Source organism: Enterobacter genomosp. S (genome assembly GCF_001631805.1).
Taxonomy (GTDB): domain Bacteria; phylum Pseudomonadota; class Gammaproteobacteria; order Enterobacterales; family Enterobacteriaceae; genus Enterobacter; species Enterobacter quasihormaechei.
This window is the reverse complement of record NZ_LVVA01000001.1, coordinates 35,370-49,962: the sequence shown is the minus strand read 5'-3', so window position 1 is coordinate 49,962 and position 14,593 is coordinate 35,370. Positions and strand designations below refer to the sequence as shown.

Annotated in this window: 16 protein-coding genes; 4 read left to right on the top strand and 12 right to left on the bottom strand. The window is 55.7% G+C overall.

The window, feature by feature from the left end; all coding sequences use genetic code 11:
- Positions 1-43: 43 nt before the first annotated feature.
- The 3 genes from pdxH to pdxY all read left to right on the top strand — a co-directional run bounded on the left by pdxH (position 44) and on the right by pdxY (position 3,027).
- Positions 44-700, top strand: a complete 657-nt coding sequence (gene pdxH / locus A3466_RS00260) for a pyridoxamine 5'-phosphate oxidase (RefSeq protein WP_003857601.1) — start codon at positions 44-46, stop codon at positions 698-700.
- A gap of 125 nt (positions 701-825) precedes the next feature.
- Positions 826-2,100, top strand: coding sequence for a tyrosine--tRNA ligase (gene tyrS, locus A3466_RS00255; RefSeq protein WP_063448914.1), 1,275 nt, complete (start codon positions 826-828; stop codon positions 2,098-2,100).
- A 66-nt stretch (positions 2,101-2,166) separates the two neighbouring features.
- The gene (pdxY, locus tag A3466_RS00250) at positions 2,167-3,027 is read left to right on the top strand and encodes a pyridoxal kinase PdxY (RefSeq protein WP_063448913.1); all 861 of its coding nucleotides are present in this window, start codon (positions 2,167-2,169) and stop codon (positions 3,025-3,027) included.
- Positions 3,028-3,087: 60 nt separating this feature from the next.
- Here the strand turns inward: pdxY and gstA are convergent, their stop codons facing one another.
- The 12 genes from gstA to blr form a co-directional block, all read right to left on the bottom strand.
- On the bottom strand, positions 3,088-3,693 hold the full coding sequence (gene gstA, locus A3466_RS00245) for a glutathione transferase GstA (RefSeq protein WP_063448912.1): 606 nt from the start codon (positions 3,691-3,693) through the stop codon (positions 3,088-3,090).
- A 105-nt stretch (positions 3,694-3,798) separates the two neighbouring features.
- The gene (gene dtpA / locus A3466_RS00240; RefSeq protein WP_023299961.1) at positions 3,799-5,307 is read right to left on the bottom strand and encodes a dipeptide/tripeptide permease DtpA; all 1,509 of its coding nucleotides are present in this window, start codon (positions 5,305-5,307) and stop codon (positions 3,799-3,801) included.
- A gap of 608 nt (positions 5,308-5,915) precedes the next feature.
- Positions 5,916-6,551: an endonuclease III gene (gene nth, locus A3466_RS00235; RefSeq protein WP_015570668.1), complete on the bottom strand. Its 636-nt coding sequence runs from the start codon at positions 6,549-6,551 to the stop codon at positions 5,916-5,918.
- Positions 6,548-7,234 carry an electron transport complex subunit E gene (locus A3466_RS00230; RefSeq protein WP_063448911.1) on the bottom strand — a complete coding sequence of 229 codons (687 nt, stop codon included), beginning with the start codon at positions 7,232-7,234 and terminating at the stop codon, positions 6,548-6,550. The genes nth and A3466_RS00230 overlap by 4 nt, the downstream gene beginning before the upstream one ends.
- Positions 7,235-7,236: 2 nt before the next feature.
- Positions 7,237-7,857 (bottom strand): electron transport complex subunit RsxG, encoded by a 621-nt coding sequence (gene rsxG / locus A3466_RS00225; protein WP_063448910.1) that lies wholly within the window; start codon positions 7,855-7,857, stop codon positions 7,237-7,239.
- A gap of 10 nt (positions 7,858-7,867) precedes the next feature.
- Positions 7,868-8,920, bottom strand: a complete 1,053-nt coding sequence (gene rsxD, locus A3466_RS00220; protein WP_063448909.1) for an electron transport complex subunit RsxD — start codon at positions 8,918-8,920, stop codon at positions 7,868-7,870.
- Positions 8,921-10,942: an electron transport complex subunit RsxC gene (gene rsxC, locus A3466_RS00215; RefSeq protein ID WP_063448908.1), complete on the bottom strand. Its 2,022-nt coding sequence runs from the start codon at positions 10,940-10,942 to the stop codon at positions 8,921-8,923. It lies immediately after the preceding gene.
- Entirely contained in the window at positions 10,935-11,513 is a 579-nt protein-coding gene (rsxB, locus tag A3466_RS00210) for an electron transport complex subunit RsxB (protein ID WP_063448907.1), read from the bottom strand. Before rsxB ends, rsxC begins: the two co-directional genes overlap by 8 nt.
- Positions 11,513-12,094 carry an electron transport complex subunit RsxA gene (gene rsxA, locus A3466_RS00205; RefSeq protein ID WP_022647920.1) on the bottom strand — a complete coding sequence of 194 codons (582 nt, stop codon included), beginning with the start codon at positions 12,092-12,094 and terminating at the stop codon, positions 11,513-11,515. Before rsxA ends, rsxB begins: the two co-directional genes overlap by 1 nt.
- Positions 12,095-12,170: 76 nt before the next feature.
- On the bottom strand, positions 12,171-12,611 hold the full coding sequence (locus A3466_RS00200; RefSeq protein ID WP_063448906.1) for a DUF2569 domain-containing protein: 441 nt from the start codon (positions 12,609-12,611) through the stop codon (positions 12,171-12,173).
- Positions 12,612-12,696: 85 nt separating this feature from the next.
- A complete protein-coding gene (ydgT, locus tag A3466_RS00195) occupies positions 12,697-12,912 on the bottom strand; it encodes a transcription modulator YdgT (protein WP_063448905.1) in 216 nt (71 codons plus the stop codon).
- Positions 12,913-13,141: 229 nt separating this feature from the next.
- Positions 13,142-13,267 carry a division septum protein Blr gene (gene blr, locus A3466_RS00190; protein ID WP_151884424.1) on the bottom strand — a complete coding sequence of 42 codons (126 nt, stop codon included), beginning with the start codon at positions 13,265-13,267 and terminating at the stop codon, positions 13,142-13,144.
- Between the two features lie 240 nt (positions 13,268-13,507).
- Here blr and A3466_RS00185 point away from each other — a divergent pair, with 240 nt between their 5' ends.
- Positions 13,508-14,548, top strand: coding sequence for an oxidoreductase (locus tag A3466_RS00185; RefSeq protein WP_063448904.1), 1,041 nt, complete (start codon positions 13,508-13,510; stop codon positions 14,546-14,548).
- Positions 14,549-14,593 lie beyond the last annotated feature (45 nt).

Genomic DNA, 14,593 nt, shown 5'->3' with positions numbered 1-14,593 from the left:
GCGCGCACAATAGCGCCACCTAATCTCACTTTCAGCTAACGCCATGTCAGATAACGACGAACTACAGCAAATTGCGCATCTGCGCCGTGAATACACCAAAGGCGGGCTGCGCCGCCAGGATCTTCCCGCCGAACCGCTGGTGCTTTTTGAACGCTGGCTGAAGCAGGCCTGTGAAGCGAAACTGGCCGACCCGACGGCGATGGTGGTTGCGACGGTTGATGAAAATGGTCAGCCGTATCAACGCATCGTACTGCTCAAGCATTATGATGAGAAAGGACTGGTGTTCTACACCAACCTTGGCAGCCGCAAAGCTCACCATCTGGAAAATAATCCGCGTATTAGCCTGCTCTTCCCGTGGCATATGCTGGAGCGCCAGGTGATGGTCACCGGCAAGGCGGAGCGCCTCTCTACGCTCGAAGTGGTGAAATATTTCCACAGCCGCCCGCGCGACAGTCAGATCGGCGCCTGGGTCTCGAAACAGTCCAGCCGAATCTCGGCCCGCGGCGTACTGGAGAGTAAATTCCTCGAACTCAAACAGAAGTTTCAGCAGGGTGAAGTGCCGCTGCCGAGCTTCTGGGGCGGGTTCCGCATTCCCATTGAGCAAATGGAGTTCTGGCAGGGTGGTGAACACCGTCTTCATGACCGCTTTTTATACCAGCGCGACAACGGCGGCTGGAAAATAGACCGACTGGCGCCGTAAACCCTGAAATTTGTTGTGTTAAGCGCTAGCGCACACCGCGCTGGCGCTTTATTCTATGTACCTTTCGCACCAGGCGAAAAGTCGTGTACCGGCAAAGGTGCAGTCGTTTATACATGGAGAATTTGATGGCAAGCAGTAACTTGATTAAACAATTGCAAGAGCGGGGCCTCGTGGCTCAGGTGACGGACGAAGAAGCGTTAGCAGAGCGACTGGCGCAAGGCCCGATCGCGCTCTATTGCGGCTTCGATCCTACCGCTGACAGCTTGCATTTGGGGCATCTTGTTCCGTTGTTATGCCTGAAACGCTTCCAGATGGCCGGCCACAAGCCTGTCGCGCTGGTTGGCGGCGCGACCGGTCTGATTGGCGACCCCAGTTTCAAAGCCGCTGAGCGTAAGCTGAATACCGAAGACACCGTTCAGGAGTGGGTAGACAAGATCCGTAAACAGGTTGCACCGTTCCTTGATTTCGACTGTGGTGACAACGCTGCGATTGCGGCGAACAACTACGACTGGTTTGGTGGCATGAACGTGCTGACGTTCCTGCGCGACATCGGTAAACACTTCTCTGTTAACCAGATGATTAACAAAGAAGCGGTCAAACAGCGTCTTAACCGTGACGACCAGGGCATCTCTTTCACCGAGTTCTCCTACAACCTGTTGCAGGGCTATGACTTCGCGTGCCTGAACAAGCTGCACGGCGTCTCTCTGCAAATTGGCGGTTCCGACCAGTGGGGGAACATCACCTCCGGTATCGATCTGACCCGTCGCCTTCATCAGAATCAGGTGTTTGGTCTGACCGTGCCGCTGATCACCAAAGCAGACGGTACCAAGTTCGGGAAGACCGAAGGCGGTGCGGTATGGCTCGATCCGAAGAAAACCAGCCCGTACAAATTCTACCAGTTCTGGATCAACACGGCGGATGCTGATGTCTATCGTTTCCTGAAGTTCTTCACCTTTATGGATATCGAAGAGATCAATGCGCTGGAAGAAGAAGACAAGAACAGCGGTAAAGCACCGCGCGCCCAGTACGTGCTGGCGGATGAAGTGACCAAACTGGTTCACGGCGAAGAAGGTCTGGCGGCGGCGAAACGCATCACGGCGAGCCTGTTCAACGGCACCCTGAGCGATTTAAGCGAAGCGGACTTCGAACAGCTGGCGCAGGATGGCGTGCCGATGGTGGAGATGGAAAAAGGCGCCGATCTGATGCAGGCGCTGGTCGACTCCGAGCTCCAGCCGTCTCGCGGCCAGGCGCGTAAAACCATCGCCTCTAACGCGATCACCATCAACGGTGAGAAACAGGCCGATCCGGAATACACCTTTAATGACAACGATCGTCTGTATGGTCGCTACACGCTGCTGCGTCGCGGTAAGAAAAACTACTGCCTGGTCTGCTGGAAGTAATTAAAAGAATGCAGGGGCGTGGGAAACCACGCCCCTTTTGTTTTGACAGGGTTTGGTAAGTACAAGATGAAGAACATCCTCGCCATTCAGTCCCACGTTGTTTTTGGACATGCTGGCAACAGCGCTGCGGAATTCCCGATGCGCCGCCTCGGGGCCAACGTCTGGCCCCTCAATACCGTCCAGTTCTCTAATCACACCCAGTATGGTAAATGGACCGGCTGCGTGATGCCGCCGTCGCATCTGACGGAAATCGTTCAGGGCATTGCGGATATCGACCAGCTTAAACGCTGCGATGCTGTACTGAGCGGCTATCTGGGCTCGGCGGAGCAGGGGGAGCATATCCTCGGCATCGTGCGCAAGGTGAAAGCGGCTAACCCTGCGGCGAAATATTTCTGCGATCCGGTGATGGGGCATCCTGAAAAGGGCTGCATCGTAGCGCCGGGCGTTGCGGAGTTTCATGTCCGTCATGCGTTGCCCGCCAGCGATATTATTGCGCCCAACCTGATTGAACTGGAGATCCTCAGCGAGCATCCGGTTAACAGCGTAGAAGAGGCTGTAAGCGCTTCTCGCGAGCTGATCGCGCAGGGGCCAGAGATTGTACTGGTTAAACACCTGGCACGCGCAGGATTGAGCCAGGACCGTTTTGAGATGCTGCTGGTGACGAAGGACGAAGCCTGGCACATCAGTCGGCCGCTGGTGGATTTCGGTACACGTCAGCCCGTCGGGGTCGGTGATGTGACCAGCGGTTTACTGCTGGTGAAGCTCTTGCAGGGCGCGAGCCTGCGCGACGCGCTGGAGCACGTGACGGCAGCCGTTTATGAAATCATGATTGCGACGAAGACGATGCAGGAATATGAGCTACAGGTGGTTGCGGCACAGGATCGTATCGCGAAGCCGGAACACTATTTCAGCGCCACACGGTTATAACCGTCCAGAGTTAGTAGGCCGGGTAGGCGTCCGCGCCACCCGGCAACACAGGCCACTCGGTTAATTCAGTCCTTCCGCTTTCAGCGCCGCAGCTACCGCAGGACGCTCCGCTACGCGCGCCATATATGACGCAATATGATCTAACCCGTCCATGTTCAGCTTAACCGCGCGCGCCCAGCGCAGAACGGTAAACAGATACGCATCGGCGATGGTGAAACGCGAGCCTCCGATCCACTGGTCGTCTTTCAGCGCGTCGTTGATGTACTGTAATTTTTTCTCCAGCAGCATGCGTACGGTGGGTTTGTACTCTTCCGGCGTGTCCGGGCGGAACAGAGGCGTAAAGCCTTTGTGCAGTTCGGTGGCAATATAGTTAAGCCATTCCAGCGTCTTATAGCGCGCAATGCTGCCGGTGGGGGCAAGGAGCTGTCGATCCGGTACGTTGTCCGCCAGGAATTGCATAATCGCCACGCCTTCGGTCAGCAGGGTGCCATCATCCAGCAGCAGGGCCGGAACCTGCCCTTTTGGGTTAATCGCAAAAAAGTCATCCCCGTTTTCCAGGCGCTTTTTCATCAGGTCAACGCCGTCCAGCGTGAAATCCTTACCGCTCTCGCGAAGGGTAATATGCGAAGCAAGAGAGCAGGCGCCCGGTTTATAGAACAGTTTCATCGGTAACTCCTTTTTGCTGAGGTTCCCGCTATGTTAGTGCGCGTTCGGATAAAAAAAAAGCCGCTAATCAATTAGCGGCTTCTGTTCAGTCGTTTCCCGATGACATTACGCGTTCGCGGTGTTGGTCGCTTTAGCGGATTTGTCGTCGTCCTGCGTCATACGATTGAGTTTAGGCGCGGTCAGCAGCATCAGCACGGCAATCACGGCGGTCGCGATACCAATTTGCATGAACACGGTGCCGTAGACGTTCAGGGAGACCAGCGGGTCGGTAACGTTATCCGGTACCGCCATCAGGTTCGCAATCTTACCTGCAATGATCGCTGCACCCGCGGTAGTCAGGAACCAGCTACCCATGATGAAGCCCATCAGACGCTGAGGAACCAGCTGTGCAACCATCGCCAGGCCCAGACCGGAGATCATCAGCTCACCGATAGACTGCAACGCATAGCTCAGGATCAGCCAGTTAACAGAAACGATACCCGCATCGGTCGCGAATTTCGTCCCCAGCGGCAGCACCAGGAACGCGCCTGAGCACAGCACCATACCGATAGCGAACTTGTGCGGCATCGGCAGACGGTCGCCCATCTTGTTATAGATAGCGGCCAGAATTGGGCTACCAATCATGATCCAGAACGGGTTCAGTGCCTGATACTGCTCCGGTTCGAACGCGATACCCAGGATGGAGTGTTCAACGTTGCGGATAGCGAAGAAGTTCAGAGACGTTGGCATCTGGCTGTACAGAACGAAGAAGATAATCGCTTCCAGCATCAGGATGAACGCCACAATCATTTTACGACGTGCCGCACCCTGCATCGCGAAGGCTTCTTTAGCGAAGATGATCACGATACCCAGCGCAACCACGGCCAGTACGGCACGCGCGATACCCTGGTTGTGCAGCAGCCAGGTGGCGACAGCGGCCAGGATCACAATGCCGACGATGGTTGCCAGCAGTTTGCCCATATGCACGGGTTCGAAGTCTGGTTTAGAACCATAATCCTTAACCCAGCTACGGCAGAACAGGAAGTTCACAACGGTGATCAGCATACCCACGAAGCTCAGCGCAAACGCTACGCTCCAGCCGAATTTCGCGGCCAGCCATGGGGTTGCCAGCATAGAGAAGAATGAACCGATGTTGATGGACATGTAGTACATGGTGAATGCACCGTCCAGACGCGGATCATCTTTGTTGTAGCAGGTAGAAAGCAGGGAGGACGGGTTAGCCTTAAAGAGGCCGTTACCTACCGCGATGGTGGCCATACCCATGTATACCACGCCCGCATCGTGCCCTGACCATGCAACCAGACCATAGCCAATTGCCAGAACCACGGCGCCCAGCATAATGACGCGTTTCGTACCGAGGACTTTATCGCCTAACCAGCCGCCGATAGCGACCAGGCCATAGACCAGAGCGCTGAAGGACGAGAACAGCGTGATGGAATCGGCTTCGGACATACCCAGTTGCTTCACCAGGTAAACGGCCATAATCCCTTGCAGGCCGTAGTAGCCAAAACGCTCCCATAATTCGATAGAGAAAATGAGATAGAACGCTTTAGGCTGTTTGAAAGCGTTCAGACTCACGCTTTCATCTGTTGGTTTATTGTTTGCAGTCGACACATATACCTCTTTTTTTACAACCCATATTAACGGGGGTGTTCATAGCGTGATGACCGTAGTCCATCCGCTTTATAGTTATATTGGGAGGGGAAACGGCGGGTAATGTTCACTATCCAGCCCCATCTGGCAATACGTTTGTAATAATCTGTTACATATAACTGCGGCGGTATATTCATCGGTTCACGCAAATGTTATGCAGCGTTAAATTTCATCCGTTGAGAAATGTTGGTTTTTTTCACTGTAAATGACCCTGTTGAATGGCTGTATGGCGATATGTTCTGCTATTTTGGGTGAATAGCAGTGATATAGCCCATATTCTGAAAAATGACTGGTCTTATGTGCGGTATGGAGTCGATGAAATCTTGTCTGACTAAGGGGGCGGAAGGGATTTAACAACAAAAATCCAACATCAGGTTATCAGAGTGATCGCGATCACAGATATATAGAAATTTTTGGTGATGAAAAAACTATTAACCTGTTTGAGTGTTAAATGACCGAAGAATCGACAACGCTTAACGTAAAAAGAGAGGGCAATTTACGGTCAGCGGAGACGATAGTAGAGCCCTTATTAAACTTAAGGGCTTAGACATGTAAAAGGGGGCGACCGCTCAGGGATAGACTTTTTCTTTATACTCACAGAGATCTTCGATGATGCAGGAGCCGCAGCGCGGCTTACGTGCAATGCAGGTATAACGCCCGTGAAGGATCAGCCAGTGGTGGCAGTCTACCTTAAATTCCGCAGGGACCACCTTTAACAGTTTCTCTTCAACCTCTTCGACGTTCTTGCCCGGCGCGAACCGGGTACGGTTAGAGACGCGGAAGATATGGGTGTCCACGGCGATCGTCGGCCAGCCAAACGCCGTGTTCAGCACCACATTTGCCGTTTTCCGCCCGACGCCCGGCAACGCTTCCAGCGCAGCGCGATCTTCCGGTACTTCACCGCCGTGCTGCTCCAGCAGGATCCGGCAGGTCTTAATGACGTTTTCGGCCTTGCTGTTAAACAGGCCGATGGTCTTGATATAGGATTTTACCCCTTCAACGCCCAGCTCCAGCATGGCCTGCGGCGTATTGGCGACAGGGTAAAGCAGGGCCGTTGCCTTGTTGACGCTCACGTCAGTGGCCTGCGCGGAGAGCAGCACCGCGATCAGCAATTCAAACGGCGAGTTAAAATTCAGCTCGGTCGTTGGATGAGGGTTCTCATCGCGCAGGCGCGTGAGGATCGCTATGCGTTTCTCTTTATTCATGCTGCTTTCTCGGGGATCCCTTCCTGTACGCTGCGTTCAGCGGCGCGGCGCTTACGTTTTTCATCAATCAGGTATTTTAACGCCAGCATCATCCCAAGGCCAATGAAGGCTCCCGGGGGCAGCATCGCCAGCAGGAACGGGGTGTCCGTATGGAACACCTCGATGCGCAGCGACTTCGCCCAGCCGCCAAGCAGCGCGTCAGCACCGTCGAAGAGCGTGCCGTTGCCCAAAATTTCACGCACGGAGCCGAGAACAAACATGGCGGCAGTGGCGCCCATGCCGATCGAAAACCCATCCAGCGCGGAGATAGCCGGGTTGTTTTTCACCGCGAAGGCTTCAGCGCGACCAACGACGATACAGTTGGTCACGATAAGGGGAATGAAGATCCCAAGCGACTGGTACAGGCCAAATGCGTAGGCGTTAATCAGCATTTGCACGACGCTGACTACCGACGCAATGATCATGACATAAATCGGAATACGGATTTCCGACGGCGTCCAGCGGCGCAAAACAGAAATTGAGAAGTTGGTCAGGGTCAGCACCAGCGTAGTCGCCAGCCCCAGTCCGAGCGCATTGGTGGCGGTAGACGTCACCGCCAGCAGCGGGCACAACCCGAGCAGCTGTACCAGTGCCGAGTTGTTTTTCCAGAGTCCCTGGACGATAACCTCTTTAACCTGGCTCATGGTCACTCCTCACAGGCGGAAAGGTGATTGATCTGCGCGGGCAGCGTTTCGGCATACAGCCCGGCGCGTTTGACGGCGTTAACTACCGCGCGAGGCGTAATCGTGGCGCCGGTGAACTGGTCAAACTCGCCGCCATCTTTTTTCACCGCAAAAGCGGGATCGTCCTCGCCATGAATCATCTTCCCGGCGAAGTGTAAAATCCAGTCGCTTAAGCGAGTTTCAATTTTGTCGCCAAGGCCCGGCGTTTCGTGATGTTCCGTCACGCGCGTGCCCAGCACGGTGCCGGAAAAATCGCTGCCCACAAGCAGCTGAATCGCGCCGGAGTAACCGTCCGGCGCGGTGGCTTCCATGACGGCACCCACCGGGCTATCGCCCTTACGGGCAATATAAACGCGGTGCGCCCCCTTACCGAGCTGGGGGGCCTGCACAACAAAGCAGCTTTTTTGCAGATCGTTATCATAGATATCTGATGGGATCACCTGATCGAACAGCGCTTTTTGCTGCTTGATTGCCTGCTCTTCAATGGTGTTTTTCGTCAGTTCATTCACCAGCGCGGTCATTCCGGTGAGGGCGGCGGCGAAGATCGCCAGCGTGACGCCGTGTTTTTGCATTGTCTTTAGCATGGCGTGACCCTTAGCGATGGCCGTACACGCGCGGACGCGTGTAGTAGTCGATGAGCGGAACGGTGATATTCGCCAGCAGCACGGCAAAAGCCACGCCGTCCGGATAGCCGCCAAAGCTGCGAATGAGCCAGACCATCAGGCCCGCCAGCGCGCCGAAAATCAGCCGGCCACGGTTAGTGGTGGAGGCGGTGACCGGATCGGTCAGAATGAAGAATGCCCCGAGCATGGTCGCGCCGGAGAGCAGATGGAGCTGCGGGCTGGCCAGTGAATCCGGTGAAATAACCCAGCCGAACGTCGAGCAGACGGCCAGCGTCACCAGGAAGCTCACCGGTATATGCCAGCGGATCGCTTTTTGTTGCAGCAGGAAGGCGCCGCCCAGGAGGTAGGCCAGATTGACCCACTGCCAGCCAGCGCCCGCCAGCACGCCGCTGAATATGGAGGATTGCATCACCTGCTCAACGCTGTGACCGGCGCGCAGAGAGGTTTTGAAGGTATCAAGCGGGGTGGCCTGGCTGATACCGTCCACGCCCATGCGAAGCGCGTTCATATCCGCGCCCAGCGCGGTGTGGCCGGTAAAGATAACGTGAAGGGCATCCATAAAGCCGGGCACGGTGGCGGCGATCTCATGCGGCGGCAGCCAACTGGTCATCTGTACCGGGAAGGAGATCAGCAGCACCACGTAGCCAATCATCGCCGGGTTAAACGGATTATGGCCCAGCCCGCCGTACAGCTGTTTAGCGATAATCACCGCAAATACCGTCCCCAGCACCACCATCCACCACGGGGCGAACGGAGGAATGCTGATGGCCAGCAGCAGGCCGGTCAACAGGGCAGAGTTATCGCTCAGGATGCGCGTGACGTCCATTTTGCGCAGCTTCAGGATCGCGGCTTCTGCTGCAACGGCGCTGGCACAACCCAGAATCAACTGGAAAAGCGTACCCCAGCCGAAAAACCAACACTGAACGGCAATACCTGGCAGCGCGGCCAGACACACCAGCATCATAATACGCGATGTCTGGCGCTGATTATGGGTATACGGGGAACTTGCAATTCTGAAAACCATTTAATCCTCGTTAACGGCTTGCTGCGCGGCTTTCTTTGCCTGAACGCGCGCAATCGCGGCGGCGACTGCGGCTTTGCGTGGATCGTCGTTAGCGGCCGCAGGCAGGTCGTCCTGCTGCGACGCTTTTCGTGCTTTCGCGCGGGCGATGGCCGCTTCAACGGCGGCTTTACGCGGGTCGACGGGCGCTTCACTCTCTTCGGCAGGCTGACTCTGCGCTGCTTTACGTGCTTTGGCGCGGGCTATAGCGGCTTCCACAGCCGCCTTGCGCGGATCCGTCGCTTCCTGTTCAACCACTACTGACTGCTGTCCGGCTTTGCGAGCTTTTGCACGGGCGATAGCCGCCTCCACCGCCGCTTTACGCGGGTCGATATCGGCTTCCGGTTTGGCGTTTTGCGCTTTCTCCGCCTGACGCGCACGCGCTTCGGCTTTACGCGCTTCGCGGGCCGCAATCGCTTCGCTGTTGTCCGGCTTCTGTCCCGCCACGATCGCTACCGCCTGGGCGGCAGTGGCTTTTTTCTCGCGCACGCGGGCCAGGGCTGCGTTAATGGCGTCCTGATCTTTGGCCGCAGGCTGCACGGCGGCCTGCTTATGCCGTTCCTGACGGGCTTGTTTCTCGCGCTCCAGTCGCGCCTGGCGCGCTTCAAATCGGGCCTTCGCTTCAGCGGCACGTTTTTCTTCCATGGAGATCGCGTAGATTTCGGCTTTCTCCTGACGGAAGTACTGCACCAGCGGAATATTACTTGGGCAGACCCAGGCGCAGGCACCGCATTCAATGCAGTCTGCCAGATTGTGCGCCTGAGCTTTATCGTGCAGTTGGCCTTTGCTGTACCAGTACAGCTGCTGCGGCAGCAAATCTGCCGGACACGCGTCCGCGCAGGCGCTACAGCGGATGCAGCCTTTCTCTTCCTGTGTTTCGCCCATCTCCGATGGGGAAGGGGCCAGCAGGCAGTTGGTAATCTTCACTACCGGCACGTCGAGCCACGGCAGGGTAAAGCCCATCAGCGGGCCGCCCATAATGACCATCTGATCGCTTCCCGGGCAGAAGTCCGCCTGTTCAAGCAGATGACGTACCGGCGTACCCAGACGCGCCCAGACGTTACCGGGACGGGAGACGGACTCGCCGGTCAGCGTGACGACACGTTCGGTCAACGGCTCACCGTCGATGACCGCACGCTTCACCGCGTAAGCGGTACCCACGTTTTGCATCAGCACGCCGATGTCGGACGAACGGCCCCCGTGGGGTACCTGTTTACCGGTCAGGATCTGCGTCAGCTGCTTTGCCCCGCCGGACGGGTATTTCGTTGGGATCACGCGCAGACCAATATCATGACTGTCGGCCAGCACCGCGCGCAGCATCGAAATGGCCTGCGGTTTATTGTCCTCAATACCGATCAGCACCTCACGGGGTTGCAGAATATGCGCAAGGATGCGAATACCTTCCACCACCTGCGCCGCGCAGTCCTGCATCAGACGGTCATCGGCGGTGATGTACGGTTCGCACTCGGCGGCGTTGATAATCAGCGTTTCGATTTTATCGCCGCCGCCGTTCAGCTTGACGCCGGTCGGGAAGCCAGCGCCCCCCAGACCCGCCACGCCGAACTGATGAATGCGTGCAATCAGCTCTTCACGGCTGCGGGCGCGGTAATCGCTCCAGCCGTCACGATCGATCCAGCGGTCTTCGCCATCAGCTTCAATGATGACGCTCAGCTCAGACAACGCCGACGGGTGGGCAACGGTATGGGGGGCAATGGACACCACCTTACCGGAAGTCGGGGCATGTATCGGCAACATCCGTCCGCGACCAAAAGTCAGTGGCTGACCGCGAAGAACGCTATCGCCTTCCTTCACGCACAGCTCACCCTCAGCGCCGATGTGCTGTTTCAGGGGCATAACGTAACGGGTCGCCAGCGGGATCTGGCGCAGCGGCGTGCCGTTAGACTGCGATTTCATTTCCGGCGGATGAATACCGCCATCGAAATCCCAGATCTTCTCTTTTCTGAAAGCAGAAAATAACTTAAGCATGTTGTTCCACAGGAATATTGCGAACCGGAATGGTCTGAAGATCCCACTTCCAGTTTTCGGTAGTCGTTTCAACCGGGCGTAGTTCTATACACTGCGTCGGGCAGGGCGCCACGCAGAGATTACAGCCGGTGCACAGATCCGCCACAACGGTGTGCATCGCGCGCGTAGCGCCCACAATGGCGTCTACAGGACACGCCTGAATACATTTGGTGCAGCCGATGCAGTTGGCTTCGTCGATCACAGCAAGGGCACGGACGGGCTCCTGCGACTGTTCATCGCCGTCGACAGGCTGCGGATCGACGTTAAGCAGCGCGGCAATTTTAAGCATGACGGCTTCGCCACCCGGCGCGCAGCGGTTGATCTTTTCTCCCTGCACGCCCACCGCCTCAGCGTAAGGGCGACAGCCAGGGTAGCCGCACTGCCCGCACTGGCTCTGCGGTAAAAGTTCATCAATTTTTTCAACAACCGGATCGTCCTCTACCGCAAAACGGCGGGAGGCATAACCCAGAATGACGCCAAAGACGAGTCCCAGTACGCTGATGGACGCGATGGCAATCCAGATAGCACTCATTACAACTTCACCAGACCACTAAAGCCCATAAAGGCCAGAGACATTAAACCGGCGGTCACCAGGGCGATGGCGTTACCGCGAAACGGCGCGGGGATATCCGCCGCTGCCAGACGTTCGCGAATCGACGCGAACAGGACCATTACAAAAGAGAAACCGACCGCCGCGGAAAAACCGTACAGCGCCGACTGCATAAAATTATGCCCAAGGTTGATGTTGAGCAGCGCCACGCCCAGCACCGCACAGTTAGTGGTAATGAGCGGCAGAAAGATGCCCAGCAGACGATACAGTGCAGGGCTGGTTTTTCGCACAACCATTTCGGTAAACTGCACCACGACCGCGATAACCAGGATAAAGGACAAGGTGCGCAGGTAAAGCATGTCCAGCGGGATCAGGATCCAGGTGTCAATCAGCCATGCGCAAATGGAGGCCATCGTCATCACGAAGGTGGTAGCCAGCCCCATGCCCATTGCCGTCTCCAGCTTTTTGGAGACGCCCATAAACGGGCACAGGCCAAGGAACTTCACCAGTACGAAGTTATTAACCAGCACAGTTCCGACAAAGAGCAGTAAGTAATCGGTCATTATTTAGCCTGAAATAAAATAGCCGCCTATTATCGGATAAACGACAACAGGCCACAACAGGTTAACTGTAAGGTTATTACGGGTTAACGAAGGTCTTCTTAACGCGCGTCGAACGCTTGAAATAGGGCACCAGAAGCGCCGTTGCCAGCAGCGGAAACAGGAGCTGGCGAACCGCCAGCGCGTCAGATACTGGCGAAAAAGCGAACGCTTTAACCGCCAGCAGCACGGAGACAAGCAGCCAGATAATATAATGTTTCGGCACGTTTTTGCGGCGCTTAAAGAAGGCGATGGTCAGCCACAGCGTGTAGTACCACATCGCGATCGCGAAAACGAACGACACAAACCACGTTGCAATATTAATCGCACTCTGGGACATCAGCGTCTGAATAGCATGAGGCGTAACCAGTGCGGTGGTATAAAGCAACAGCGCCAGCGATGCGCTTAATAGTGCCACCAGCAGCCATGCCAGCGGGGCGATTAACCAGCCCCCAATTCTTTCTCCAGGCAATGCGGTCATACGCTCTCCCATAGTCTGCGCGAAATGTTATACAGAAATTTGCAGGGCGGAGAGTATATAACATTTCGCGCCGAAGGCTACTTTCTTATACAACGTAACGCCAGACGGACTTAGGCACTTCCCCCACGTTGAACAAACGACCGCCGGAGACGAGTTCGGCGCGACGATGATCGGCAGCGCGGTACATATTGATGATGTCCTGATGATCCGACAGCGTGTAGTTCAGATGGTCAAACAGTTTTTCCAGGCTTTCAAGGGAATTGATCTTGCGAAATTTTAATAAATAGTCCTGAACTGTCATATTAATAAGTTTCCATATAAAAGGGTAATACCCATAAAGGTAATGCGTTCGAATAATAAACGGATTAATAAAGACGTAAACTGTCCACTCGGGTAACGCGACGAAATTAGGAGTTTTCTTTGCGAAGAATCAGGCATCAGCAGATGCCTGGAAGAGAAGGGTAACCCCGTTCATTACGGCTGGCAATACGTACCATAACGTAATGTGTCACGCTTTATGACGATATGGCTTACTTTTGTTGCGCGACAGTGACGGGCTCCGGCGGCTGGTAGTTATCAATATGGCTGGCAATGCCAAGCAACACGACCGAAACCCCAAGGACAATCCATCCCGCTAATTCAATGATTCGATTAATTATTGACGTCATAATTTGTGTTTGTAATTTATCCATAAATACAGATTACAAATGTTACAGCGCCCTTTTCTCCAGAGCAAGCGCTTTGGGAACGATTCCCGGCGGCAATATGTCTTCTTTAATGCGGCGTTACAAAAAAACGTTGCTGCGAGATGCTATTTTAACGCTCAGGGCACATTATTAATCTGTGCGATAAGCACAGGGCCAGTGATAAATAAGCGCACAGCGAGGGGGCACACGATGAGTGAAAACATCCGCGTCGGTCTTATTGGCTACGGGTACGCAAGTAAAACCTTTCATGCACCTCTGATTGCCGGCACGCCGGGCATGGCGCTGGCGGCTATTTCAAGCAGCGATGAAGCCAAAGTCCACGCCGACTGGCCCAACGTGCCGGTGGTGACGGAGCCTAAGCATCTGTTTAACGATCCTAATATTGACCTTATTGTTATTCCTACCCCTAACGACACCCACTTCCCGCTGGCGAAAGCGGCGCTGGAGGCGGGTAAACATGTTGTCGTCGATAAGCCCTTTACCGTGACGTTGTCACAGGCCCGCGAGCTGGACGCGCTGGCGCGAAGCCTGGGGCGGTTATTATCGGTCTTTCACAACCGGCGCTGGGACAGCGATTTCCTGACGGTGAAAGCGTTGCTGAGCGAAGGCACGCTCGGCGAAATTGCCTATTTTGAATCGCACTTCGATCGTTATCGTCCTCAGGTGCGGGACCGCTGGCGCGAGCAGGCGGGGCCGGGCAGCGGCATCTGGTATGACTTAGCGCCGCATCTGCTCGATCAGGCCGTCCATCTGTTTGGTCTTCCCGTCAGTATGACGGTCGATTTAGCGCAGCTCAGGCCGGGCGCGGAGACAACCGACTATTTTCACGCCATTTTAAGCTATCCGCAGCGCCGTATCGTGCTGCACGGGACAATGCTTGCGGCTGCGGAATCGGCCCGCTATATCCTTCACGGGGCGCGCGGAAGCTACGTGAAGTTCGGCCTGGATCCCCAGGAAGAGCGCCTCAAAAATGGCGAACGCTTGCCGCAGGAGGACTGGGGCTACGACATGCGGGACGGAGTGGTGACGCGTGCGGAGGGAGAGACGCTGGTTGAGGAAACGGTGTTGACCCTGCCGGGGAATTACCCGGCCTACTACGCTGCAATCCGTGACGCGCTGAACGGTTCAGGTGAAAATCCGGTTCCGGCGAGCCAGGCCATTCAGATTATGGAGCTCATCGAGCTGGGGATCGAATCTGCCAGACATCGCGCCACGCTCTGTCTGGCATAGGTGTTAATACGTTTGTTGGCCGGGTTAGGCGTAGCCGCCACCCGG